This is a genomic window from Pseudomonas fluorescens (assembly GCF_902497895.1).
GTDB classification, from domain to species: Bacteria; Pseudomonadota; Gammaproteobacteria; order Pseudomonadales; family Pseudomonadaceae; genus Aquipseudomonas; species Aquipseudomonas fluorescens_BP.
The window spans coordinates 13,339-37,395 of record NZ_CABVHQ010000058.1 but is presented as its reverse complement, the minus strand read 5'-3'; the positions used below and the strand labels follow the sequence as shown (position 1 = coordinate 37,395).

Here is a 24,057-nt window from a genome sequence, read left to right as displayed (position 1 = left end):
ACATCTGGCTGCTGTTCTGGCTGCTCACGCCGCTGACCTGGCTGGGCGTCGCGCTCCTGCCGCGCCAGCATTGGTGCCGCGGCTTTACCCGCGCGGCCGCACGGCTGTTCCTGCGCCTGGCGGGGGTGCCGTTCAGTGTCACGGGTCTGGCACGTCTGCCTGAGTCCGGGGTCAGCGTGCTGGCCGCCAACCATGCCAGCTACCTCGACGGGGTCATTCTCTGCGCGGCCCTGCCGCCGCGGTTCAGCTTCGTTGCCAAGCGCGAACTGGCTGAGCAGTGGATCGCCGGCCTGTTCCTGCGCAAGCTCGGAGCGCGCTTCGTCGAACGCTTCGACCTGCAGCGCAGCGCCGCCGACACCGAGCCCCTGGCCGAGGCGCTAGAGGCTGGCCAGTCCCTGGTGTTCTTCCCCGAGGGGACCTTTACCCGCGAGCCAGGCTTGCGCACCTTCCACATGGGCGCATTCGTGCTCGCCGCGCGTGTCGGCGTGCCGCTGCTGCCGGTCGCCATCCGCGGCACGCGCAGGGTGCTGCGCGACGGTCAGTGGTTCCCGCGCCACGGCGCAATCCATGTCAACGTCGGCCCCCGGCTGTTAGCAGAAGGGCCGGGCTGGATAGAGGCAATCAAGCTGCGGGATGCAACGATAGCGGTGCTGCTGGAGCACCTGGATGAAGCGGAGCGGGCCCAACGCTCCGATTAGCGACCTGGGCCGTAGCAGCTGCCGAGCCCCGCGAGGCTGCGTCCGAGGACGAAGTCCTCGCAAAACCTGTGTCCGCGGTTTGCCTGAAAGACCCCGTTGCCTGACTTAACGACTGTCACGACCGCTTCGCGGTCGAACGCAGCCTCGCAGGCTCGGCAGCTGCTACGGGAGCCAGACCAAAAAAGATGTGTAGATACCTATACTCCATGGGAATAGGCGTATCTACACAACATTGAAATACGGCGTAGCAGCTGCCGAGCCCGCGAGGCTGCGTCCGAGGACGAAGTCCTCGCAAAACCTGCGCCCGCGGTTTGCCTGGAAGAACCCGTTGCCTGATTTCACGACCGCTTCGCGGTCGAACGCAGCCTCGCAGGCTCGGCAGCTGCTACGGGAGCCAGTCCAAAAAAGATGTGTAGATACTGATTCAAATCCGCGCCAGTGCCTGGGCCAGGTCGGCGCGCAGGTCTTCGACAGCCTCGACCCCCACTGACAAACGCACCAGCCCATCGCCGATGCCGAGTTGCGCGCGGGTTTGCGCGGGGATGCTGGCGTGGGTCATGATCGCCGGGTGCTCGATCAGGCTTTCCACCCCGCCCAGGCTCTCGGCCAAGGCGAAGATCCGCACACTCTCGAGGAAGCGCTTGGCACCGGCCAGGTCGCTGTTCAGGTCGAGGGCAATCATCCCGCCGAATCCGCGCATCTGCCGCCGCGCCAGTTCGTGCTGCGGGTGCGACGCCAGGCCCGGGTAATACACGCGCGCCACTTGCGGCTGACGCTCCAGCCACTGCGCCAGCTCCAGCGCGTTGCTGCAGTGGCGTTCCATGCGCAGCGCCAGGGTCTTCACCCCGCGCAGGGTGAGGAACGCGTCGAACGGCCCGGCGATAGCACCCACCGCGTTCTGCAGGAAGCCCAGGCGCTCGGCCAGTTCCGGGTTCTGCCCGACCACCGCGATGCCGCCGATCACGTCGGAGTGGCCGTTCAGGTATTTGGTCGTCGAGTGCAGCACGATATCGAAGCCCAGTTCCAGCGGGCGCTGGATCCATGGGCTGGCAAAGGTGTTGTCGGCCACACAGAGGATGCCTCGTTCGCGACAGATACGCGCGACGGCGGCGAGGTCAGTGAGGCTCAGCAAAGGATTGCTCGGCGTCTCGACCCAGACCATCCGCGTGTCGGGCCGCAGCGCCGCTTCGAAGGCCGCCAGGTCAGTCAGGTCGACAAAGCTGAAGCGATGCCCGGCGCTGCGTTGGCGGACCTTGTCGAACAGGCGGAAAGTACCGCCGTACAGGTCATTGCCGGAGACGATGTGCGCGCCAGCGTCGAGCAGCTCGAGCACGGTGGAGATCGCCGCCAGCCCGGAGGCGAAGGCGAAGGCCTGGGTCCCGCCCTCGAGGTCCGCCACGCAACGCTCCAGCGCAAAACGCGTGGGGTTGTGGGAGCGTCCGTAGTCGAAGCCCTTATGCACACCGGGGCTCTGTTGCAGATAGGTGGAGTTGGCGTAAATCGGCGGCATCAGCGCCCCGGTGGAAGGGTCCGGCACCTGCCCGGCATGGATCACGCGGGTGGCGAAGGCGCGTGGCGCGGCGGTTTCATCATGCTGACTCATGCAAGGGATCTCCGTAAGTGATTGAGCATATCGACGCGGGTAATCAGGCCATGGAAACCCGAGGCGTCGGCGATGATCGCCACCAGCCCGCGGTCGAGCTCCGCCTCCAGTTCCGCCAGACTGGCGCCGGGAGGCAGGGTTTCCAGCTTGTCGGTCATCGCGCTGGCCACGGTCATACGGAAGTGCGAAGCGTCTTCGTGCACGCCAAACAGAATATCGGACTCGTCGATCACCCCGACCAGCCGTTGTCCGTCCACCAGCACCGGCAGTTGCGACACATCGGCCAGGCGCATGCGCTGGAAGGCGGTGAGCAGCGTGTCGTCCGGGCCCACGCTGATCACTCGGCCATCCTCGAAGCGCCGCGCGATCAGGTCGCGCAGATCGCCGTAGTGCTTGTATTGCAGCAGGCCCTGATCGTTCATCCACTGGTCGTTGTAGACCTTCGACAGATAGCGGGTGCCGGTGTCGCAGACGAAGCTGACCACTCGCTTCGGTTCGGTTTGCTCGCGGCAGTAACGCAGGGCGGCCGCCAGCAAGGTGCCGGTCGAAGAGCCGCCGAGTATGCCTTCGGCGCGCAGCAGTTGACGGGCATGATCGAAGCTTTCCTCGTCGCTGATCGAATAGGCCTGGCCCACGCTGGACAGGTCGGCAATCGACGGAATGAAGTCCTCGCCGATACCTTCCACCGCCCAGGAGCCGGGCGTTCCGAGGGTGCCGCTGCGGCTGTATTCGGCGACCACCGAACCGACCGGGTCCGCCAGCACCATCACCAGGTTCGGCTGCACCCGGCTAAAGAAACGGGTCAGCCCGGTCAGCGTACCGGCCGAACCGACGCCGACGACGATCGCATCCACATCATGCTGAGTCTGTGCCCAGATCTCCGGAGCGGTGCTGCATTCGTGGGCCAGCGGGTTGGCCGGGTTGTTGAATTGATCGGCGAAGAAGGCCTCGGGAATTTCCTCCGCCAGCCGCGCCGCCACATCCTGGTAGTAATCGGGATGGCCCTTGCCGACATCGGAGCGGGTGATGTGCACCTCGGCGCCCATCGCCTTGAGGTGCAGGACCTTCTCGGTGGACATCTTGTCCGGCACCACCAGCACCACCCGGTAACCCTTGGCACGGCCGACCAGGGCCAGGCCGAGGCCGGTGTTGCCGGCAGTAGCCTCGACTATGGTGCCGCCGGGTCGCAGGCGGCCATCGCGCTCGGCGGCGTCGATCATCGCCAGGCCGATGCGATCCTTGATCGAACCGCCGGGGTTCTGCGATTCGAGCTTGAGGAACAGCGTGCACTGGCCGGTATCGAAGCGGCTGACGCGCACCAGCGGCGTATTGCCAATCAGTTCGAGGACGGCGGGGCGGGAGTCATTCGGCATGTTGTCACCTCGCTACGGGAATCCACACTGGATGGACAGCAACCTGCGGCCAGTCAGCGCGCCAGTTGCAGACAAAGCATCGCTTGGAACATAGGCCGGGATTGCGCCACCCGCAACCGTGCGCAGCCAGCCGGTAGCGTCGCCGCCTGAAATGTCTTGGTCGCGAGGCGGGCCGGGCTGAACGTGGCTGACGGCCTGCGCACCTGGACCGTGAAGCCCCGAGCTCGTTGTGCTTCGTAAAAGCCTTTCCAGGCGGGCGTACGACTGGCCGACATGGCTGCGTTGTGCAAAAGCCGGCGAGCTTGCGGATCACCGCGTTTACTCAGGCTCCGGCGACTATCCTTTTGTCCTGATTTCGATACTCGCAAATCCATTCCCAAAAAAGCGATAAAGGCATCCGCGTTTCTGAAGTCATCCAGCTGACATTCGTTATCAGTCAATTGTGCTCGCGTGAACATTTTTACCGGCTTGTGCAGCAGAAATCGGGAAGGCGACTAAGATTGGAATGCCATATGTCGGTTCATCGCCTATTTGCCTGAGGGTGGGAAGGACCGTTGGCATGATTGCGGCTTGGAGCCAACACCGGATCGGTGTTGGCAAAACAGATTCAAAACTGGAGGGATCCATGACCAATATCATCGCCACCGGCGAGCCACCTGAAGCCGTCCGTCTCGTGATCAAGGTTTATGCCGGCTTGCTGCTCGCAGGGTTTGCGCTTGTTCCGGCCTATATGATTGGCTACTTATACTTCTTTCAGGCCCCCACGCTTTTATTCGAGCACCACCTGTTCCATATCTTTGCGATCACGGCAGCCACCTTGGCAGGCTTGTTTGTGACTTACGTAACGTGGGGCTGTTATCAGTCATCGGGGGACCCGCTGCTGCGCTGGATGACGCTGGGCTTTCTCGGGTTTGTGCTGATCTACGCGTTGCATGGTGCGTTCACCGGGCTCGCACACCACAATATCTGGCTCTTCCTGCTTTATGGACCGGCCTCTCGACTGGTCATGGCGAGTCTGCTGTTGGTCGGCATGCTGTCGTATCACCGCCCACCTGATGCCCCGGACCAACGCAAGAAGGCCGGCCCGTGGTTGACCTGGATAGGACTGTTCCTGCTGGTTGACGTGGCAGTGGCGTACGTCGCCCATTCGCCGATCGCCGGCCATCTCGCGGTGCGCCTCTCGATGGAAGGGGGTGCCCTGGTTCTTTCCACAGTGACCGTGGTCATGCTCCTGCTGCGCCGTATCCGTTCGCCGCTGATGCTGATTTTTGTCATCTCGGTCACCGCGTTTTCGTTGTCATCTCTGGCCTTCATCCTTGCACGTCCGTGGAACCACCTGTGGTGGCTCGCTCATGGGATCTTCGCCGCCGGATTCTTCCTGTTGAGCTATGGGGTAGTGCAAGCGTTCCTCACCACGCGGTCGTTCTCGAAGATTTACAGCCAGGAGGAGCTTATGGTCCGTCTTGCCGAATCGATGGCGTACACCGAGAGCGCCCTGAAGGAACTCCAGCGCGCCAATCAAGAACTCGGGCACCTGGCGGCGACCGATCCACTGACCGGCGCCGATAATCGGCGTCGGTTCATGGAGCGGGTCGAAGCCGAAATTGGCCGGACCCGGCGCGGCGGTACGCCGTTCTCGGTGTTGGCACTCGATCTGGATAATTTCAAGGCCATCAACGATCGCTTCGGGCATCAGGTGGGCGATGACATTCTCAAGAGCTTCGTGGAGAAATGCCTCGATTCGATCCGGCCGTATGACGGCGTAGCCCGAGTGGGCGGGGAAGAATTCATGATACTGCTGCCTCAGACTTCACTCGAAGGCGCGCGCGTCATCGCTGAGCGTCTGCGAAGCACCGTTGCCAATACTTCCTTTCATGGCCTGCAGCGGTTAACCGTGGTCACCGTGAGCATTGGCATATCGCAATCCGGCCGCGACGGCGACACCATCGAGGCCATTCTGCGCGTAGCCGATCAACGCCTGTATCACGCTAAACACCAAGGCCGTAACCGTGTGGTCACTGCCATCCAATCCAGCCTCCAACCACTGCCCTGAGCATCTTTCGGAGTCGCTGAGCAGGCGGTGGGGACGGCCTGAATTCGTCCTTGAGTGGTCTTCCAGGCGAACGCTGCCCCCTTTAGGAGCCGAGCTTGCTCGCGATGGACGTTAACGATAACGCATGCTTTCTGAATAAATGCGTCACCCTTGAGTCCATCGCGAGCAATCGAGCGTCGACCGGCTGCTCCTACAGTGATTGCTCTCTGATCTGAGTCAGGCTAAGTCGAGGAGTCAATGCTTCAGGATCGACCCTGACCTCAATCAAGGATGGCCGGGACATTTCAAGGCAGCGTTCAAACGCTGGGGCAAATTCCGACGTCGTTGTGACCACCTCGCCATGCAGTCCATAGGCCTGGGCAAGTGCTGCGAAATCCGGGTTAAGCAATTCAGTCCCTGAAACCCGTCCAGGGTAGTTGCGTTCCTGATGCATTCTGATTGTTCCGTACATGCCGTTGTTGATCACAACGAAAATCACATTGGCACCATATTGCGCTGCCGTAGCCAGCTCCTGGCCGTTCATCAAGAAGCAGCCATCCCCTGAGAATGAAACCACCACTCGGTCCGGACAGGTCAGTTTGGCGCACACCGCAGCAGGAACACCATAGCCCATGGAGCCGTTGGTTGGGCCGAGCTGGGTGCGGTAGTGGCGGTACTGATAAAAGCGTTGCAGCCAGACGGCGTAGTTACCGGCACCATTGGTGAGGATGGCGTCATCGGGTAGCCGCCGATTCAGCCAGCCAATGATCTCGCCCAGTTGAACATCGCCAGGGGAGGCCGGGCATTCCAGGTTGCGCTGATAATGATCGTTCAGTGCGCGTGTCCATTCACGGTGATTGTGTGAGAGGGTGGGCGCAAGCCGGGCGGCCATGCCTGCAAAAGTCGACATACTGCTGTTGATCGCCAGCGTTGGCTGGTAAACCCGTCCCAACTCTTCAATACCTTGATGAACATGGATCAATTGTTGTTTGGGGACCGGGATGTCCAAAGCCGCATATCCGCCCGTCGAGACCTCTCCCATTCGGGAGCCCACTACCAGCAGCAGATCGGCATCCTTGACCGCCGAAGACAGTTGGGCGGATGCGGCGAATCCCAGATCGCCGACATAGTTCGGATGGCGATTGTCGAACAGGTCCTGGCAGCGAAAAGAGGCGGCAACCGGGAGGTTCTGCTGTTCAGCGAAAAGCCGTATGTTGTGTACTGACCCGGTATCCCAGCCACTGCCGCCCAGCACCATCAATGGGCGCTCGGACTGCTTCAGCAGTTGCTGCATGGCGGTCATTTGCTCGGCTGCCGGCGTCATCAACACTCGTTTGAATGGCCTCGCATCGGCCACTTCTGCCATTTCGGTCAGCATGTCTTCTGGCAAAGCGACTACGACAGGCCCGGGTCTGCCATTGACCGCACGATGGAACGCCTGACTGATCAGCTCCGGGATTCTGCGTGCGTCGTCTATCTGCACGACCCACTTCGCCAACGGGCCAAACATCTGGCGAAAATCCACTTCCTGAAAAGCCTCGCGGTATTGTTGATCGCGAGCGACCTGGCCAATGAATAGAATCATTGGAGAGGAGTCCTGGAACGCTGTGTGAACACCGATAGAGGCGTTTGTCGCGCCCGGGCCCCGGGTAACGAAGCATATGCCTGGCTCTGCGGTGAGCTTGCCATAAGCTTCAGCCATGTAGGCTGCACCACCTTCCTGGCGGCACACCACCAGATCAATTTCTTCGCGCACGTCATACAGTGCATCGAGTACCGCGAGGTAGCTTTCTCCCGGAACACAAAAGGCTCTTTTGACGCCATGGATGCGTAAGGCATCCACCAAAATCTGACCTCCACTACGACGAGAAAGGGTTTTATTCATTGTCAGGCCTTCGTCCAGGATTGCGGGTTCGATAGTCAGCGCTGGCGGCAGTTGAATAAGGTGGAGCCTGCCGTCATGAGCCAGTCGTCCATGGATGCTTTTTGGGGCACGCATTGGCATTTGGATGTTTCTGGCTTGCATAAGTTTTCTATGTAAGCGAGGAATGATGGGTCACGACAAGCGAAAAGAAATGACAGCATCATTCCGTAAACTCCTGACATACCCTTGTGGAATCCGATGAGTAAACGCCACGGGATTGCCTGAAGAACCATTATTTATATACCGCCTGATCCCCCATACAACGCAATACCCTCTGGCTTTCGGGCACACGCTGCCCCAAGGAATGCCAGGCATGCCAAGTTCTTCTCCCACCGCTGCCCCCTATGCCAATGCGCTCAGCGGGTACGACGTCCATCCCTTGATAGACACCGTGCTGCACTACCTGTGCAGCGGCGAGGCACCCGGCTTTTCGCACACGGGTGATGAACGCAGCATGCCGGCCGTCCCGCACCCGCAAACACATCACGACAGGATGTCCAAGATATGAACACTTCCTCGCAATCACTGACGCTTTCCGCTGATCCAGACCTGCTGCATCAGCTACGTCTACGTACCAACACCCTACAGCAGGTGCTGGACAGTCAGCCGGTCTTCACCACGGTGATGAGCACCGCTCTGACTCAACAACTGGGCGCCCTCGTGCCCGATATCGTGCTTGACCCTGATACCGTGTTCCTCAACGAGTACCGCCATGACGCCGAGTCGTTGGAGACTCCCCGCATTACCCAATCACGAACCTTGACCCAAGTCCTGCAGGCGGCTATTACCACCGGCAAGGCACCTACCCTGCTCACCAAAGAGCCCGTACCCAGCGGGGCAGGCCTGGCAGCAGGCTTCTATCGGGACGCTGGCGGTGCAGGCCCGGACGGCAACATCGCCGAACTTGCGATCGAGGCCTTTAACACGCTGATCAAACACCTGAGTCAAGACTGCCAGGCGACTTACGAGCACGCGCTCGAGGCTTATTGGTCTATGCCGCATCCGGCTGCCTGTGGCCTCAGCGCCCACGACGTCCTGAGTCAACAACAACGTGAGGTGTTTCGCCTCGAAGCAGACCTGAAGCTGGCTGATGCGGTGCAACAGGTCACCGACGCTGAACAGGCCCTTGGCGAGGTGTCCAGGACGAACACCGCTGGCAAATCTGCGATCGCTGATGCTCAACAGACCCTGACCACGGCCAGGGATCAACTGACAGCGCAGAGAGAGGGCAGGCAGTTGATTGAGAACTTGCTGAGCCATGAAACAGGGAGCAACAAAACCTCTCCCCCTGTCGTACTCAAGTTCTCGTTGACAGCGTCCGGGCAGCCCGAGTGGTCCGTGCCGGTGACTGGCGCCTTTGTACTTGCTGAGCGGGTGCATTCTCCTCGGCCGGTCGTTCTCTATATCCCGCAATACGGGATTGAGACTTTCTCAACCTTCGCCGTCATGGAAAATACTCTGCGACGGCGACTGGTCACAGACTCTGAGAGAACCACGCTGCTGGCCAACGTGCAGGTCAGCGAGCGAGCCCGTGCCACCGAGGTGTTACGCGAGCGTCAGTCCCTGAGTTATACCGAGATAACCGAGCCAGTATTCAGCGAGCGCCTGCGGTCACAGCGGGACCGGCAGGAGGCCGATATTTTCAACGGGTTCAGCACGTCCCGAACCACCTATGAGCGCTTGACCCTGGTGCTGCAGGCCGCCCTGGCGCTGCCTCTGGGGTGCAACAAGAGCCTGCTGGCCCGGCTGGGCGCCCCGGTCATCCCGACCCTGGCGTCGCCATCAACTCCCGTGCCCGCCGATAGTGCGGGCCAGACATATCTGATACGCCTTTGGAGCGACCTCAACGATCAGATACTGGCCGTATTGACCAAGGACCAGCACCCTTCGTTCGACTCAGTGTTGCCCCCCCTGTTGCAAGAGACCTTCGCGCAAGTAGAGCGGCCGGTGAATATCGATAAGCTTTATGTCAACCGTTACCGCACTGACAGTACGGGTATACGACAGCTTGAATCCTCCAGGCCCCTGCGAAAGGCCCTGTCCGATTTACTGTCGGAGCAAACACCACCCATGGAAGATGACGTGGTGGAGGGCGTTTTCAGCAGTTCGAAGGCAGTCAATGAGGCCGAGCAGATTGCCCGGCACGGTTCACTCCAGGGATTGGCTGACGCCCTGCGTAGCCGGTTGCCGGAGCAGGTGACTAGGTTTTGGCGCACGCCCGCAGGGGCTGCAACCTGTCCACAGATGAGGCTGACGGACCTTCACCGCCAGTCCCTGGATGTTCAGGCGCGACTGCGCTTGATCGACGACACCCTGACCCCGCAGGCCAAATTGCTGATTGACTGCGCGCTGCAATACCCGACCCAGGCACAGCGTGAAGCCGCCTTCCGGCATGGTGTGCGTCCCGGGGTGTATCAATTGACGGTAGAGAACGGCACCCCGGAGGGGGCCCGCCTGGCGGCAAGCTTCATCCTGACGCCGGGCGACGGGGCCTGGACTACATCCCCTCACTGGCCAAACGGGCATAAAAACATCAGTACCAACGGTGTTGGCGGGGCCACTGTCCACGGACCGGTGGTGTTGTATACCCCAGGCCAGGGATTTGAAGAGTTTCCCGCACTGGAGCAGCTCCATCAAACACTGGTGGCACGGATTAACGCGGGCGGGGCCGCCAGTGAATTGCTGGTCAGAGGTTTGCCGCTGTTGGTCGCACAGACCAAAACCGGGCTGTGGGGGGAAAGTCTGCGTACTACGTTTATGCCGATTGAAGGGGATTTTCTGGTCAACAGTGTGCAGGCATTGCTGGACAAGCAGCAGGATGACATCGACACCCTGCTGGATCTGGCGGGAGGCTCTGCCGAGGTGCAGACAAACGGAATCGCAGATCTGGCGGAACAGCTGGATACGGCCTCGGCGTTCCTGGTGCGCAACCAGCTGTTGCTGGAGAGCAGCCGGCCGGACTGGGAGAAGCAACTGAGTCCGTCGGATCAGTCGATACTGCAAGCCCTTGGGAAAACCGCAGAGAAGGAACAGGAGGCGCTGGCGAAGTTGTGGCAGGGGATTCCCACGCTAAGGGCTTACGCCAAGGAAAAGGTGCTGGACAAGATACGAGCCTTTCTGGGGCATAAGGGATCGGATGGTAACGTGAGAGCAGCCTGGCCCCCACAAGGCATTGACCCGGACAAGTGCATTGTCACCCACTCGAAGGTCGTGCGCCTCAACCAAAGCGGTTTTGGCATGTTGCATGAAAGTAATAAAGTGAAGCGAATCAGTCTGACCAACCTGTTGCTGAACAATACTCATCCGTGGGAAAAGAGTCTCTCCTCGAGCTCATGGGACAGCACCGGCGCGCTGCTGATCACGTCCAACGGTCAGTCGGTGCTCGATGCCAGGGGCCAGCCCATCAGTATCCCGGAAGATGTCCTCGAGCAGTGGCTCAATGATATCAATGTCGGGCCTGGGTACATTGACAACGTGCTCAAGAAAAAACTCGACCCAGACGCCACGACGGGCGAAGCTCACCAGCTGAAACAGGCCTGGATGGCGGCCCAGGCAGCCGCCCTGCAATACGCGGCGGCGTATGCCCGGCTCAGTCCGGACGCCTACAGCACGCCTCTGGCGAGTGAGGGCACGGAAAAACGGGGTGCAGCATGGGTGACGCAAATATTGACCTCTCCGAGCCCGGCGACCCGCAATCGGGTGGACGATCAGCCAGTCATTGCCAATGCTCTGCTGTTTAATCCGGCGAATGACGCTCCCGATGGACGTGGGGGACAAACGCTGAACGGCGTGCTGGTTATCTCCACCGACGTTGATGAGTCGATCGTGCTGTACACCCCGGATGCCCCGGATGGGATGACGCTCAGAGAAGTGAAGAGTGAGGCCGAGTTTGTGCGGTTGGCATCGTCGGGATCCGCGTGGAAGGCTTATTTCAAGGCTCGACTACCGGCCGACACGCGCTTGCTCAACCCTAGACTGGCACCACACACCGGGGACTTTCTGCCCGGGCTATACCGGCAGAATTTCCTGTACCTGATTAAGCAGACCGATGCTCAAACGGTCAGTAACAAGGAGCGGGAATACCAGTCGACGTTCAACAAGGTGATGTTCGGCATTGAAGTGGTGACGACAGTGCTCAGCATGTTCCCGTGGGCGACGCAGCAAGCTTCTTCTGCTGTGGGGTGGTGGGGGAAGATGGCGCGCACCACGGTACAGACATGGCGCCGCACAGGGCAGAACATCCCGGGACTGATAGTGCGTCAAGGCTTTGCCGGCCGGGTCATCGTGGAGATGGCGACAGAGACTGCTGCACAAGCCGCTCGAGCCACTGGCATTGGCGTCAAACCGCTGCAGGTGGCAGCGCGCGTTGCACGTGTACCTGCAGGGACACAGCTGGGCTCGACAGCCTTGTCGACGCTGAGCGATGCGTTCCGCCAGCAGAGGTCCGGCCTGACCTTTCCAGGCGGAGTACCCTCAGGTTCGTCGATGTCCACAGGCACGGGCATATACCGGGCACCCGGCGGTGAAATGCTGATACGCGATGTGGGTAACACGGGCGAGGTGGTGGTTTATCGTATTCAGAGTTCGTTCAATATGTATGGTGGAACGGGATTGGTGGTAGGGGTGCTCACCCCGAGCGGGACCTCGACTTCGTTCAGGCTCAGGCGAATAGCTAATGACCAGTGGTCACTGGACACGCTGGAGCGCGCGCGGTGGGACACCAGAGAAAGTCAGCGCTGAGCTTCTTCAGGAATGGCTGGTTACCTCAGCCAACACACCGGGCCTTACGCCTCATGATTTTTTCTCACAACGCAATATCCCTTATCAAACCTGGACCAACCTTGTATCGGCGAAATACGGCACATTGACCACGTTGGGGCGGGAACGTCTCAACCCGGCTGGCTTTAAAAAACTCACAGAGAACCTTTTTCGAGAATGGGTAGAGATGAATGATTTGACTGAGGCGAGCGCCAAAGCGTTCAGGGATCAGCACCGGATCAAGCCAAGAGTCTGGAGTGAATACTTCAAGGCAAATGGTGAATTGACGTCCAGAGGCGTAGAGAGATTCAATAAAATCAAGCAACCCACCCAAAAAGTAACAGACGCCCTTTTGCTGGAGTGGAAGCAGTTAGCCCAACAACCGAGCAATCAGAACAAATCCGCAATGGAAGCGTTTGCTCGTCGCAACAACCTCTATGTCCCTTCATGGCGTCAAATGGTGGCCAATGACGGCAGTTTCAGGGTGAATTGCGCGACAGTGGAGCGGTTTCAACGTCTGGAACTTCTCTCGGAACCTCCATCGCTACCTGTGCTTGGCGGGCCACTACCGGGGTCCTCAAAACCTCCTGTCTGACCTTGCCCTGAAAAACATGTCCCTTGCCTGCGTGTAACTTTGCGGCAAGGGAGTGGCAAGCAAGCGGCAGGAGCCGATGCAAATCGCCGTGCGGTGATGGAGTGCATGCGTCAATCGGCGCATGCACTTTGAAGCAACCCCGCACTCTTCGGTGTTAAAGTGGCCGCCATGCAACAGACCGCCTCGAATCGCTCGCTGATTGCCTGGACCTTGTATTTCTGCGTCCTGTTCAATGTGTTTGCCTGCGGTTTGGGGCATGGGCAGATGATGGGCCTTGAACTTAATGGCGTCGGTGGTCAGTTCTGCTCGGCGCTGGGCCACAAGGGGCCAACGCTGGACACGGATTCCAGTGACCCGTCGGCCAGCAGTTGGGCCAGCCTGTTTGCCTGTCCCGTGTGTTCCTCGGTGGCCTTGAGCATCGCGTTGCTGTTTTGCCTGGCCTGGCTGCTGCGGATCGGACAAAAGCCGCACCCCAGCCGCGAACTGCGCTGCAAGGCGCCTCCCCGATATTCCTGGCCATCGGCCAACCCTCGCGCTTCCCCTCAGAGTTGACGCCTGCAGCGGACGGCTTTGATAGCCGGCTGCTGCTTGTTTTTGTCGTCGGTTTTTGCCTTTTATCGCTGATGCGATGGCGGGTGGATGCAGGCCATGGGTCGGTTAGCCGATCCGGTCAACCCAGGAATGCACTGTTATGAAACGTTATCTCTATCTCTGGCACCGCTGGCTAGGCATTTTCATCGGCCTGTTCATGGCGCTGTGGTTCATGTCCGGCGTGGTGATGATGTATGTCGGCTACCCCAAGCTCACGCCCCGCGAGCACCTGGCGCATTTGCCGGATCTGCAACTGGACCATTGCTGCGTGAGCCTGACCCAGGTGCTGCAGGCCGGCGGGCCCGGCAAGGAGGCGCAGAGTATCCGCCTGAGTATGGTGGCCGGCGAGCCTCGCTACCTGTTGAGTTATCCGGGCCAGGCCAATGTCGCGGTCGATGCCCGTACCGGCGTGCGGGTGCCGGCGATCTCCCAGGCACAGGCCCTGGCTGGCGCTCGGCAATTCGATCCGTCGGTAGCGGTGCAGGGACGTGGCCCGGTGCAGGAGGATGTCTGGAGCCTGTCCCGGGCACTGGATGCCGACCGGCCGTTGCAGCGGGTCGAACTGGCGGACGCCGAGCAGCGCTTGCTGTATGTCTCCGGCCAGACCGGTGAAGTGGTGCGTGACGCCACTGCCCGGGAGCGCGCCTGGAACTGGGTTGGTACCTGGCTGCACTGGTTGTACCCGTTGCGTGGCATCGGCCTGGACGGTGTGTGGACCCAGATTGTGATTTACCTGTCACTGGCGGCGACGCTGATGACCGCGTTCGGCCTGACGGTCGGCGTGCTGCGCTGGCGGTTTCAGCGGCCTTATCGAAGTGGCTCGCGCTCGCCCTACAAGGGCTTCGCCCGCTGGCATCACCTGGGCGGTCTGTTATTCGGTGTGCTGGCCATTACCTGGATCTTCAGCGGGCTGATGTCGATGAACCCCTGGAAGTTGTTCAGCAGCGCTCAGCCATTATCGGTGACGGCCTATCAAGGCGCTGCCCTCGGCGCCGAGGCCTTTCCCATTGCGGCCGGCGACGCGCTGCAGCGCTTCGAGCGAGACGGCCTCAAGGCTCGGGAACTGGAGTGGCGGTTGATCGCGGGCAAGGGTTACCTGATTGCCTATGACGGGGCAGGGCGCACGCGCGTGCTGTCCATGAGTGACGGGCAGGTCAGTACCCAGTTCAGCCAAAGCGTCCTCGAGCAAGCGGCCCGGGCCGTCCTGCCACAAGGGCAGATGGCCGTGGAGCGTCTGCAAGCCTACGATTTTTATTACTACGCACGTGACGAGCAAAGCATGCTCGGCCACCTGGAAAAACGCCTGCCTATGCTGCGGGTGCGCCTCGACGACCCCGCTCAGACCTGGCTGCATCTGGACCTCTATACCGGCGCCATTGTCGGCCAGCTCGACCAGCCACGGCGTGCATCGCGCTGGTTGTTCTCCTTGTTGCACAGCTGGGACTGGCTGCCGCTGTTGGCCAGTCGCCCGTTATGGGATGCCTGGATGATCCTGCTCAGCGCAGGCGGTTTGCTGATCAGCCTGACCGGCGTGGTGCTGGGCTGGAGACGCATCCGGCGGTCGCTGCGCAGCAAAGCGGTAGCGCCCTTGACGGCGTCATCACGGGGATCGTAGCAGCTGCCGAGCCTGCGAGGCTGCGTTCGGCCGCGCAGCGGTCGTTAAATCAGGCAACGGCTTCTTTCAGGCAAACCGCGGACGCAGGCTTCGCGAGGACTTCGTCCTCGAACGCAGCCTCGCAGGCTCGGCAGCTGCTACGGAACAGCCCTAAGCCGTATTTCTTGGCAGTTTTACATCCGCCATTCCAGCCCGACGAACAGGCTGCGGCCATCGCCGGGCAGGAACTGTGCGCTGTCCTGGCCCCTCGCGTCGGCGATCACCCCGGTTGTGGCGGCGTAGTTCTTGTCGGAGAGGTTGCGGCCTTCAACAAAGAAGCCGAAGCCTTCGGCTGGTCGGTAGCCACCTTTCAGACCCCAAAGCGCATAGCCATCGGCATACAGGGTTGCAGCCTGATCGACATTGTAGTGGTTGGGTACCCACTCGAAGGTTGGCCCCGCGTACCAGCCTGCGTGCTGCCAGAGGGCTTCGCCCTTGATGAATTGCCGGGGGGCGCCTGCCAGGCGGTTATCGCCGTAGACTTTGTCGTCATCGAAGCGGAAATCGTTGAGCAGGTACTGGCCGCGCAGCACGAACTGATCGAAGGTCAGCGAACCGCCCAACTCGACGCCTTGGTGAATCGTGTGGTCGGCATTCACCGTTCCCAGCGGCTGGCCATTGTTGTCATTGAGCGAGAGCAGTTCGTCGCGGATCTCGCTGCGGTACACCGCCAGGTCCAGATCGAGGTTTTCCCGGGTCCAGCGCAGACCGGCTTCCAGGGTATTGGCTTTCTGTTCTTTGTTCTTGGTCACTACCTGGCCGCCAGTGAGTTCGGAGAAGGTGGGTGGCTCGAGACTCTGGCTCAGGCTGGCGAACACCTGCAGCCCTTCGGCCAGGTCATGACGAATGCCGATGCGGCCGATATGGCCCTGGTAGGTCTGGTTGAACGATTCATCCTGGGGCAGGCAGAACGCCGAGACGAATGAGCTGCACTTGAGACGGTCGTCGACGTCGCGCTGCTGATGCAGCCAGGCGACACCGCCGATCAACGCCCAGCGTTCGGCCACCGGGATCTCCAGTTCGCCAAAGGCGTTGAGGTTGCGCGCGGTCTGGTGCAGCTCGTTGACCTTGCGCCCTTGGTGCCCGGCAAGGTTGACGTAGCGCGAGTCCCAATTGCGTCCCTGGCTGGCTTCCACGCCTACGGTGGAACGCCAGCCTTGCTCGTTCTGCCACTTGTGCGCCAGACGTGCGCCATAGTCCTCACTATTAATATCCAGTGCCTGGAAAATCGGGTGGGATAACGACTTTTCGCTGTAGTACGTGGACAGCTCCAGGCTGTGGCCATCGTCCAGCTGCAAGGTACTGATGTTGCCGATTCGATTCAGGGTGAAGTCGCGCTTCTGATCATTGCTGATGGCGCCCGCGGACGCTTGCCGGGGGTCGCTGCGCATCTGCGCCTTGGTCAGGCTGCCGGGTAACTCTGAGTCGGTTTCGACATGGGTCAGGTAGAAGCGCGTCGCCAGGCGTTCGCCGATGCGACCGCCCAGGTTAGCGAAATAGCGCTGGTTATTCTGCCTGGAATGGTCACGGTAGCCGTCCTGACTGGAATCGGAAACGCTCAGGAAGCCATCCCAGTCCCCGAAGTCCTGAGCGAATGCAGCGTATTTGCGCTGATAGCCAAAGCTGCCACCCTCATAGCGCAGGTCTGCCGGCGGCGCGGTCTTGCCGGTGGGCGTGACGAAGTTGATCGCGCCCCCGAGGTTGGCGGCACCATAGCGCCAGGCATTGGCGCCACGCAGCACCTCGATATGGTCGGCGGCCAGTGGCTCGATGGTCTGGAAGTCGAAACTGCCATCGGCCAGGTTGACGGGAGCACCGTCCTGCATCAGCAGCAGGCCACGTCCGTGGAAAGTGCGCTGCAAGCCCGAGCCACGGATCGACAGGCGCGCTTCCTCAGCGCCGAAACGTGGCTGGATGAGTACACCGGTGGCCAGGCCCAGGGCATCCTGCAAGGTGCTACTGCGCCCGGTCTTGTAGGTCTCGGCATCGATGACGGCGGCCGCGCCGGGAATGTGCGAGAAATCTGCGCGAGTCTCGGAAATAGTGCGGGCGGTCGGGTCCTTGCGGTATTCGCTCTTGATCAGGGTTTCTTCGAGTTCAAGGTGTTCGGCTTGTGCGAAAGGAATCAGGCCCAGGCTCAAGGCCAGGCTCAGCAGCGGGATATGGCGCATGGTGCGCTCCTCATATTTTATTTTTTTGGCGTTCGAATTGGCAGACAGTCTTTTCAGACCGGGCTGCCTTTCAGACAGACGCACTCAGGTGTCCGCAGGAAGGTGCGGATGTGGGTGCGGCGAGCGGCTTTACGGAGCGCGGGGGTTGGCGGGGGGCCAGGTGAAGCGAGGCGAGGTGCTGCCGCGTTGTTCTCGATACGCGAATGTTGTGCCCGTGGGCCGCATCAGCCAGCTGAGGCAAAACAGCAGGGCAATGCTTAAAGTGAATGCGCTGCACAGTGGACAACCCAGGGAGGGCATCAGGCTTGGGCTTTTCGAGTCGCCGGAGTCGCGGTCCAGTCCAGCTGCGGAGTGGTTGTCGACCGAGCAAAAGAGCCCGCCGCTACCATTGAGCTCCGAACCGCTCATTTGCCCATGATGAATCCCGCAGGCGAACAGACTGAACAGGATGCTGGCGTACAGTACCCATGCAGTCAGTGAGCGGTCATGGCGGGCGAGTTTCATGGGTCGCGACTCTAGCACCGAATTTCTTCCGGGGAACAGTTGATGCAAGTGGCCGATTGCCGCAGGGGCTGCTCCTACATGGGGAGGGTCTATATACCCGGCATTGCGGATGTACTCGATCGGCGTAGGAGCTGCCGATAGGCTGCGATCTTTCGGGGGCGCCGCAAATGCAAGATCAAAAGATCGCAGCCTGCGGCAGCTCCTACAAGAGCCCAATAACGCCAGTCCCCGCAGCCAATCCTCATCAGAAATCCAGGGTCACACCGGTATAAAGCGCACGCCCATCGCCCGGCGAGTGCAGGGAAGCACCGGCACCTTCCGGGTCGTACCAGACGTATTCATGGTAGCGGTTGGTGAGGTTTTTCAGCTGTAGATCGACGTTCACCGACTCGCTCACCTGATAGGTGGCACCGAGGTTCATCAGCACGTAACCGCCGTAGCGGCCTTTGCTGTTTTCTCGCTCCAGATAGTAGTCGGTCTGGCCGTTCATCCAGGCCGTCAATTGCAGGGCAGGGGTGGCCTGGTAGCTGACCCCGGCGTTGTACAGGTGATGGGGGATGTGGTCGATTTCCTGGCCTTTGCTGTTGGGTAGGCTTGAGCTGGGTTGGAGGATCTTCGAGTACTGCCAGGAGTAGGCCATCCAGATCTCGGTGCGCTCGTCGGGGTGCAGGTTCATCTGCAGGTCATAACCCCAACGTCGGGTTTCGCCGACGTTATCCGACTCGCCGCCGGGATCGTTGAGCCGGCGGCTGACTTCTCCAGTGGCTTCCTGCTGCCAATAGGCGACCCGGCCATCGATCCAGTCGGCGGGGGTGAACTTGACCCCGGTTTCCCAGCCTTCATTGATCGACGGCGCCAGATCGGTGTCCCGCGGCGGGATTTTGTAGGCCGCCGCACCGGTGCCGACCTGGAAGGTGCGTCCCCAGTTGGCATAGAGGCTGGCCACCTCCCAAGGCGAATAGACCACGCTGAGCTTGGGTTGCTTGATCAGCCCGTAGTCGTTGATGTTGTAGTCCATGCCGGTCATTTCATTGGTGAAATCACCCTGGATCTTGTCGACCCGATAGGCCGGGACAATCTTCAACGACTCGAAGGGTTTGATCTCGGCCTGTACGTAAGCGCCGTAGGTGTCGAAGTCGAATTGCTGATCGCGGGTTTGCGCCTGGCGCAGGCGATTGGTTGTTTTGTAGCGCTCGCTTTTGTTCTGCTGCCTTTGCACGTCCGCGCCGCCCTCCAGGGCAAAGTCATACAGCCCGCTGACCACCGGGCGCCAGGTCAGAGAGGTGAGGGCGCCGTACTGGGTTTCGTAGGCATCGCGTTCCTGTTGGGAGCTGGTGCGCCAGTACTGGGTCCAGCGCCGGTCATCGAAGGTGTTGACGTAGCTCTTCGCCGACCAGGCCAGGGTGTCGGCCAGGTCGGTGTCGAAATGCAGGCTGAGCTGATTCATGCGCCGCGTGCCTTGGTCCGTGGCGTTATATGAATTGCTCATGGTCGGGTGCAGGTGGGCGTCGTCTCGGGTGAGGTACCCGGGCTCCTCGGCCTCGGCTTCGTAGTGGCGGGCGATCAGACCGATGCGGTAGCTGTCATCGTCGGGGGTGTAGAACCATTTGCCGGACATCGAGTAGCGGTCGGCCTCGGCGTGGTCGCGATAGCCAGCGGATTTCTGATAGGCCAGGAAATAGTTCTGGGTCCAGTTGCTGCTTTCAATGCCTTTGGCGAGTTGGGTTTCCCGGGTATTGAAGCTGCCGTAACGGATTCGCGCCTTGCTGTAGTCGCCGCCGGTACGGGTCAGCATGTTGACGTTGCCGGCGATGTTGTGCAGTCCGTAACGCGGATCGCTGGTGCCGCGCACCACCTCGATGCTGTCGAGTTCGAGGGGGAAGATCATGTCCATGAACGGCATGTTGCCGTCGTTGCTGTTGCTCGGAATGCCGTCGATCAGCAACTTGACGGCGTTCACCTCACCTTCGCCGTTGAAGCCGCGAAAGGAGATCTTGCCGGAAGTAGTGCCCTGGTTGAACTCGGTGAGCATCACTCCCGGGGCGCGACTGAACAGTTCCCAGCTGTAGTCGACCGGCATTTTCTCGAGGATGTCGCCACCCAGAATATCCACCGAGCTGAGCACACTGCTGGTGCTCAGGGGGCCGCTGGTGTTGCCCTGCACATTCACGGTGCCGAGGGTCAGGATTGAGTCTTCGATTTTGCCGGCTTCGGCCAGCGCCGCTGACAGCGGGGTCAGGGCGAACAGGCCGCAGGTCAGAAGGGAGCAGATGGAACGGGACACAGACAAAGGCGTTGCGCGGGGCAAAGCAGATGGAGCAGGCATGACGCACACTTCCTGAAGACCAAGAGATTTCAATGGCGATTGAACGGCCACGACGGGAGGCCGGGGGCGAACATCACACCTGTGGCGAGGGGGCTTGTCCCGCTGGGGCGCGCAGCGGCCCTAAAATCTGCAATCCGGTTGTGTCAGGCACGCCGCATTCGCAGGTTTTACGACTGCTGCGCAGCCGAGCGGGGCGGTGCGGCGGTCCGACAAGCCCCCTCGCCACAGGTGATCGTCCGACCATAGATTTCTGTGGCCCAAGGCCAGGCAATCGAGCCTCGCCGGACAGGGCCAGGGTTTTGCGGTCAGGCCAGGGGGGAAGCGCGCGGGGTCAGGCTGGGCCAGCGAACCCTGTGGGGCAGTGCCGGCAGCTCAGGGTTGTTGAGGGCGATATCGGGGGTGTATTGCGGTAGAAAATGCCGATAGTAATTCGACGGCAACGCCGCCAGGCCGGTATGTCCGCAGCAGCAATCACTGTGTTGCATGGCGGTTTTCGAAGGGGCCGGTGTCAACTTGTCGAGCAGTTTGCCAAGGGACGCAGGCAGCGCTTGTGAGTTGCTCGCCGAACAGAACCCGCCCCAGAGCAACAGCTGCGCATCCGGCGCCTGCATGGCGCGGCTCAGCGGCATGGCCAGCATGTTGAGCAACATGGCCAGGCAGGCGATCCAGGGGCTGATGCGTTTCAACGAGGCCATGGGCGGGCTCAGAGCAAGAAGACGTCCATTTAGCAGCAGTCTGCGGCGGATGTAAAAGTTTCCGGGTGCGCTATATAGCCGCATCGAGTGGTGCGCTGGCCATGCCACAATGCCAGCCGAACACAGAACCCCTGTGGCGAGGGAGCTTGCTCCCGCTCGGCTGCGCAGCAGTCGTAAAACCTGCATATGAGGTGTGCCTGGCAGAACTGGTTTGCAGGTTTTAGGGCCGCTGCGCGCCCCAGCGGGAGCAAGCTCCCTCGCCACAGGGGTGCAATGTTCGTCTCAAAATCCTTATCTGACCGACATTTGGCCGTGCCATGGTAGTTATTACCCTGCCAGGGTTTCATTCACCGCAGGTGATGGGGTTTAAATGACCCGATAAATTCCAGCTCTTTGAAAAATAGCCAGTTAGCGGTTGGCATGATTAATGGATTAAACAAGGTCTAACGTTCCATCAGCACTCATCTATAGTCTTGCGCTGATGGCCCCCAATCCAGCCTCGAAATTTCCGGCGATTGAGCATTCTCTATGGTTGAAGTCACTCCAGTTGTCCGCGTGCAACACACCCTGCTGGAAGATGTTTTGGCCGTGCTCGTGGGTACGTTGATGGTCTCGTTCGGCATCATGCTGCTACGCCAGGCCGGTGCGCTCACCGGGGGTACTGCAGGGGTGGCTTTCCTGATCCATTACGCCTCGAATGTTTCATTCGGTACGGCGTTCTTCCTGATCAATCTGCCGTTCTATTACCTCGCCATCCGGCGCATGGGTTGGGCGTTCACCCTCAAGACCTTTTGTGCCGTCGCACTGGTTTCGCTGTTCACTGACCTGCATTTGCGATTTATCCATATCGATCAGCTCCAGCCAATCTATGCCGTGCTGTTCGGCAACCTGATCATGGGATTGGGCTTCATTGTGCTGTTCAGGCACAAGGCGAGCCTGGGAGGGGTCAACATCCTCGCGCTCTACCTGCAGGACCGACTCGGCATACGCGCCGGCAAACTGCAAATGGCCGTCGACGTTGTGGTCATGCTGGCTTCGCTGTACGTGGTGAGTGTGCAAGCGCTCATCGTCTCGATAGCGGGTGCGGTGGTGTTGAACCTGATCATTGCAATGAATCATCGGCCTAACCGCTACACGGCCTAGCCAATAATGGTACTTGCAACCCTTTCGTAAGGGTTTAATTAACCCGTTATTCAGGGTTTAAATGACCCTGATAATTTCAATACCTTGATAAATAACCAGTTAATCATTGGCATGATTAATGGATTACATAAGATTGATTACCATCAGCAACTGACGGGACGACTCTTATGTTTGATGTCAACGGCAGCAACCTTGAGCAATATACGGAACGCTTCGCGGCACAGCTTGCCAACCCCGATCGCCCGGTTGCCCTGGGCGAGGCACCCTCAGGGTTGAGCAGCCGTTGGTCAATGGCCGGCCTGCTGTGGGCGGGCATAGTGGCTTGCCTGTTGATTCAGTAGCTGAAACAGGTCGCTGATTTGAATGTACTGCCCTCATCGCGAGCAAGCTCGCTCCCACACCAGGCCGCAGTCGTACACAAATTTCGCGTCCGCTGAAGATCAACTGTGGGAGCGGGCTTGCTCGCGATTGCGGTCTGACAGTCAACTGGCTCGGGATCAGTGCCGGGCAGTCAGGGGTTCAACTATCAGAAGTCATAACGTGGGCTGAACATGACGTTCCGCGGGTCGCCGTAGTAGACCGCGTTGTAGAAGCCGACGTTGCTGAAGTATTTCTTGTTCAGCAAGTCAGCCTCCAAATGAATGCATCGTCCGCAGTTTTTCAGATAGCCCCCATCCGTTTCGATCCCCATATGCGCTGCTTACTCACGGGTTATTCAACTTCGAACAATTTGATCTAGGTTTGAGTTTGCTGCAGCGGGTACTCGCAGCTTCGTTGCGGGTCTAAAGATCAGGAGCAGTGAAATCTGCTGCTCGTTGCTGAAACATGCAGTTGTCGACGGAAGTCGACCGGGCCAGAACGAAGGCACGCTTATGAAAACCATACATTCTGCGAGGACCGGCAACGCATGCCGGGATGAGGAGATTGCCAGGAACAACCGTCTTTTCTTTGAGGCTGATCAACTGGATGCCGAGGCCTACAAGATTCTTGGTAATGAATACATCGAACCGGATACATGGAGGAGGTTTTCTGAAGCCAAGAAGAAAGCCGATGAAAAATACCAAGAGGCCAATCAGGACTGGATGCGGATCAGGAAAATGATGATCAATTCCTGACATCGCGCCAGTCGCCATGGCCCAATAAAATGAGGTCAATTGGCGCGCCTGCATTCGTTTTGAGCCGAAGATGGTTTTCGCCTTGACTAGGCACGCCGCAATGACCACTTCTGACGAGTTCGGACGTCCGGAAAAGGAGGTGGGATATGAGTTGTCCGGTATGCGGAAATAATGGCGCTCGGGAGGATCTTTCGTTCGGCGGTGGAATGCGCTTCTATTGCGAACCCTGCGGTGGCTTCTTTCGAATTTCATCAACCCTGATCAATCTGGCTGAAGGAAAGACCTTTGACTCGGAGCGTGCCCGCCAGCGCCTGAAAGAGCAGCACGAAGCCCACGGCCCCAACAGCCTGCAGGATCCGGAGCCGACCTTAGGGCCGGATGACGCCGACCTGCTGATTGATCCGGATTGAACTGTCTGGGCAGGAGGTTCTTATGAGTAACGATTTCAAACCGCAATCCAGACCCGCCACCACTTCTCAGCCCCTCGAAGATCTGGGCAATCCCAATGATGATGGGTGCGTGCCGGGTACTGCAGGACAACGATTAGTCTGGGTGAGCATGCCCGGCACGGAGCCGGGCTTCCTCACAGCATCAAGCCCGGCCACCAAGGAGGGTTTTCAGCTTTTCAGGATTCGCATTCTTTTGCAGCGTCTACACCTGAGGCAGTCAATTTAATCGGATAGGTTACCGAGGGTTCATGACCTTCGATGGACACGCTTCCACCCTGGATCAAGCCCTTGTCCTGCAACAGCTTGAGTGCTCCGGCAACCACCTTTTCTCCGCGAAAATTATCAAGAACTTCCTTGCCAAGGCCGTGAGGGTGCGCGTGCAATAAGCGCGTGAGGATTTCTTTCTCAAGTTCTTTATTGCTCATG

General features: G+C 59.9%; 19 protein-coding genes and 1 pseudogene. 11 read left to right on the top strand and 9 right to left on the bottom strand.

The genetic code is table 11. The features are described from left to right. On the top strand, nt 1-698 hold a 698-nt coding region (locus F8N21_RS23510), incomplete at its 5' end, for a lysophospholipid acyltransferase family protein (protein ID WP_150644397.1). Between the two features lie 424 nt (nt 699-1,122). Here F8N21_RS23510 and F8N21_RS23505 read toward each other — a convergent pair. The 3 genes and pseudogenes from F8N21_RS23505 to F8N21_RS23495 form a co-directional block, all read right to left on the bottom strand. Next, on the bottom strand, nt 1,123-2,301 hold the full coding sequence (locus F8N21_RS23505; RefSeq protein ID WP_150644396.1) for a cystathionine gamma-synthase: 1,179 nt from the start codon (nt 2,299-2,301) through the stop codon (nt 1,123-1,125). After that, nucleotides 2,298-3,674, bottom strand: coding sequence for a pyridoxal-phosphate dependent enzyme (locus tag F8N21_RS23500; protein ID WP_150644395.1), 1,377 nt, complete (start codon nt 3,672-3,674; stop codon nt 2,298-2,300). Before F8N21_RS23500 ends, F8N21_RS23505 begins: the two co-directional genes overlap by 4 nt. Nucleotides 3,675-3,883: 209 nt before the next feature. Further along, nucleotides 3,884-4,096, bottom strand: a pseudogene (locus tag F8N21_RS23495) (transposase); the annotation flags it as partial. Nucleotides 4,097-4,299: 203 nt separating this feature from the next. Here F8N21_RS23495 and F8N21_RS23490 point away from each other — a divergent pair. Continuing rightward, entirely contained in the window at nt 4,300-5,727 is a 1,428-nt protein-coding gene (locus tag F8N21_RS23490; protein WP_150644394.1) for a GGDEF domain-containing protein, read from the top strand. A 190-nt stretch (nt 5,728-5,917) separates the two neighbouring features. On the opposite strand, the gene F8N21_RS23485 is transcribed toward F8N21_RS23490, so the two are convergent. Beyond that, nucleotides 5,918-7,591 carry a thiamine pyrophosphate-binding protein gene (locus F8N21_RS23485; protein WP_150644398.1) on the bottom strand — a complete coding sequence of 558 codons (1,674 nt, stop codon included), beginning with the start codon at nt 7,589-7,591 and terminating at the stop codon, nt 5,918-5,920. 352 nt (nt 7,592-7,943) lie between these two features. Here F8N21_RS23485 and F8N21_RS23480 point away from each other — a divergent pair, with 352 nt between their 5' ends. The 5 genes from F8N21_RS23480 to F8N21_RS23460 all read left to right on the top strand — a co-directional run bounded on the left by F8N21_RS23480 (nt 7,944) and on the right by F8N21_RS23460 (nt 15,189). After that, entirely contained in the window at nt 7,944-8,138 is a 195-nt protein-coding gene (locus F8N21_RS23480; RefSeq protein ID WP_150644393.1) for a hypothetical protein, read from the top strand. After that, nucleotides 8,135-12,370 carry a dermonecrotic toxin domain-containing protein gene (locus F8N21_RS23475; RefSeq protein WP_150644392.1) on the top strand — a complete coding sequence of 1,412 codons (4,236 nt, stop codon included), beginning with the start codon at nt 8,135-8,137 and terminating at the stop codon, nt 12,368-12,370. The genes F8N21_RS23480 and F8N21_RS23475 overlap by 4 nt, the downstream gene beginning before the upstream one ends. Beyond that, on the top strand, nt 12,306-12,983 hold the full coding sequence (locus tag F8N21_RS23470; RefSeq protein WP_150644391.1) for a hypothetical protein: 678 nt from the start codon (nt 12,306-12,308) through the stop codon (nt 12,981-12,983). Before F8N21_RS23475 ends, F8N21_RS23470 begins: the two co-directional genes overlap by 65 nt. A 168-nt stretch (nt 12,984-13,151) precedes the next feature. Further along, a complete protein-coding gene (locus tag F8N21_RS23465; RefSeq protein ID WP_150644390.1) occupies nt 13,152-13,535 on the top strand; it encodes a DUF2946 domain-containing protein in 384 nt (127 codons plus the stop codon). A gap of 139 nt (nt 13,536-13,674) precedes the next feature. Next, on the top strand, nt 13,675-15,189 hold the full coding sequence (locus F8N21_RS23460; protein WP_150644389.1) for a PepSY domain-containing protein: 1,515 nt from the start codon (nt 13,675-13,677) through the stop codon (nt 15,187-15,189). A 173-nt stretch (nt 15,190-15,362) separates the two neighbouring features. Here F8N21_RS23460 and F8N21_RS23455 read toward each other — a convergent pair whose 3' ends face one another. The 4 genes from F8N21_RS23455 to F8N21_RS23440 form a co-directional block, all read right to left on the bottom strand. Beyond that, nucleotides 15,363-17,399, bottom strand: coding sequence for a TonB-dependent receptor family protein (locus F8N21_RS23455; RefSeq protein ID WP_150644388.1), 2,037 nt, complete (start codon nt 17,397-17,399; stop codon nt 15,363-15,365). A gap of 129 nt (nt 17,400-17,528) precedes the next feature. Continuing rightward, entirely contained in the window at nt 17,529-17,903 is a 375-nt protein-coding gene (locus F8N21_RS23450) for a DUF2946 domain-containing protein (protein ID WP_150644387.1), read from the bottom strand. A 244-nt stretch (nt 17,904-18,147) separates the two neighbouring features. Beyond that, nucleotides 18,148-20,229, bottom strand: a complete 2,082-nt coding sequence (locus tag F8N21_RS23445; RefSeq protein ID WP_150644386.1) for a TonB-dependent receptor — start codon at nt 20,227-20,229, stop codon at nt 18,148-18,150. 305 nt (nt 20,230-20,534) lie between these two features. After that, nucleotides 20,535-20,924, bottom strand: a complete 390-nt coding sequence (locus tag F8N21_RS23440) for a DUF2946 domain-containing protein (RefSeq protein ID WP_150644385.1) — start codon at nt 20,922-20,924, stop codon at nt 20,535-20,537. A gap of 528 nt (nt 20,925-21,452) precedes the next feature. Between F8N21_RS23440 and F8N21_RS23435 the strand changes: the two genes are divergently transcribed. From F8N21_RS23435 to F8N21_RS23425, 4 genes are all read left to right on the top strand, one after another. Beyond that, a complete protein-coding gene (locus F8N21_RS23435; protein ID WP_150644384.1) occupies nt 21,453-22,067 on the top strand; it encodes a YitT family protein in 615 nt (204 codons plus the stop codon). A gap of 167 nt (nt 22,068-22,234) precedes the next feature. Further along, a complete protein-coding gene (locus F8N21_RS30555; RefSeq protein WP_191624392.1) occupies nt 22,235-22,408 on the top strand; it encodes a hypothetical protein in 174 nt (57 codons plus the stop codon). Nucleotides 22,409-22,939: 531 nt separating this feature from the next. Beyond that, the gene (locus tag F8N21_RS23430) at nt 22,940-23,182 is read left to right on the top strand and encodes a hypothetical protein (protein WP_150644383.1); all 243 of its coding nucleotides are present in this window, start codon (nt 22,940-22,942) and stop codon (nt 23,180-23,182) included. 146 nt (nt 23,183-23,328) lie between these two features. Further along, the gene (locus F8N21_RS23425) at nt 23,329-23,592 is read left to right on the top strand and encodes a hypothetical protein (RefSeq protein ID WP_150644382.1); all 264 of its coding nucleotides are present in this window, start codon (nt 23,329-23,331) and stop codon (nt 23,590-23,592) included. Between the two features lie 215 nt (nt 23,593-23,807). Here the strand turns inward: F8N21_RS23425 and F8N21_RS23420 are convergent, their stop codons facing one another. Then, nucleotides 23,808-24,056 (bottom strand): hypothetical protein, encoded by a 249-nt coding sequence (locus tag F8N21_RS23420; RefSeq protein ID WP_150644381.1) that lies wholly within the window; start codon nt 24,054-24,056, stop codon nt 23,808-23,810. Nucleotide 24,057 lies beyond the last annotated feature (1 nt).

Bases quoted from the DNA above. Each gene is read 5' to 3' on its own strand.
- F8N21_RS23450 (WP_150644387.1), bottom strand. From the start codon at position 17,903: ATGAAACTCGCCCGCCATGACCGCTCACTGACTGCATGGGTACTGTAC.
- F8N21_RS23490 (WP_150644394.1), top strand. From the start codon at position 4,300: ATGACCAATATCATCGCCACCGGCGAGCCACCTGAAGCCGTCCGTCTC.
- F8N21_RS23455 (WP_150644388.1), bottom strand. From the start codon at position 17,399: ATGCGCCATATCCCGCTGCTGAGCCTGGCCTTGAGCCTGGGCCTGATT.
- F8N21_RS23465 (WP_150644390.1), top strand. From the start codon at position 13,152: ATGCAACAGACCGCCTCGAATCGCTCGCTGATTGCCTGGACCTTGTAT.
- F8N21_RS23470 (WP_150644391.1), top strand. From the start codon at position 12,306: ATGACCAGTGGTCACTGGACACGCTGGAGCGCGCGCGGTGGGACACCA.
- F8N21_RS23475 (WP_150644392.1), top strand. From the start codon at position 8,135: ATGAACACTTCCTCGCAATCACTGACGCTTTCCGCTGATCCAGACCTG.
- F8N21_RS23435 (WP_150644384.1), top strand. From the start codon at position 21,453: ATGGTTGAAGTCACTCCAGTTGTCCGCGTGCAACACACCCTGCTGGAA.
- F8N21_RS23430 (WP_150644383.1), top strand. From the start codon at position 22,940: ATGAAAACCATACATTCTGCGAGGACCGGCAACGCATGCCGGGATGAG.
- F8N21_RS23505 (WP_150644396.1), bottom strand. From the start codon at position 2,301: ATGAGTCAGCATGATGAAACCGCCGCGCCACGCGCCTTCGCCACCCGC.
- F8N21_RS23420 (WP_150644381.1), bottom strand. From the start codon at position 24,056: ATGAGCAATAAAGAACTTGAGAAAGAAATCCTCACGCGCTTATTGCAC.
- F8N21_RS23445 (WP_150644386.1), bottom strand. From the start codon at position 20,229: ATGCCTGCTCCATCTGCTTTGCCCCGCGCAACGCCTTTGTCTGTGTCC.
- F8N21_RS23485 (WP_150644398.1), bottom strand. From the start codon at position 7,591: ATGAATAAAACCCTTTCTCGTCGTAGTGGAGGTCAGATTTTGGTGGAT.
- F8N21_RS23480 (WP_150644393.1), top strand. From the start codon at position 7,944: ATGCCAAGTTCTTCTCCCACCGCTGCCCCCTATGCCAATGCGCTCAGC.
- F8N21_RS23440 (WP_150644385.1), bottom strand. From the start codon at position 20,924: ATGGCCTCGTTGAAACGCATCAGCCCCTGGATCGCCTGCCTGGCCATG.
- F8N21_RS23460 (WP_150644389.1), top strand. From the start codon at position 13,675: ATGAAACGTTATCTCTATCTCTGGCACCGCTGGCTAGGCATTTTCATC.
- F8N21_RS23500 (WP_150644395.1), bottom strand. From the start codon at position 3,674: ATGCCGAATGACTCCCGCCCCGCCGTCCTCGAACTGATTGGCAATACG.
- F8N21_RS30555 (WP_191624392.1), top strand. From the start codon at position 22,235: ATGTTTGATGTCAACGGCAGCAACCTTGAGCAATATACGGAACGCTTC.
- F8N21_RS23425 (WP_150644382.1), top strand. From the start codon at position 23,329: ATGAGTTGTCCGGTATGCGGAAATAATGGCGCTCGGGAGGATCTTTCG.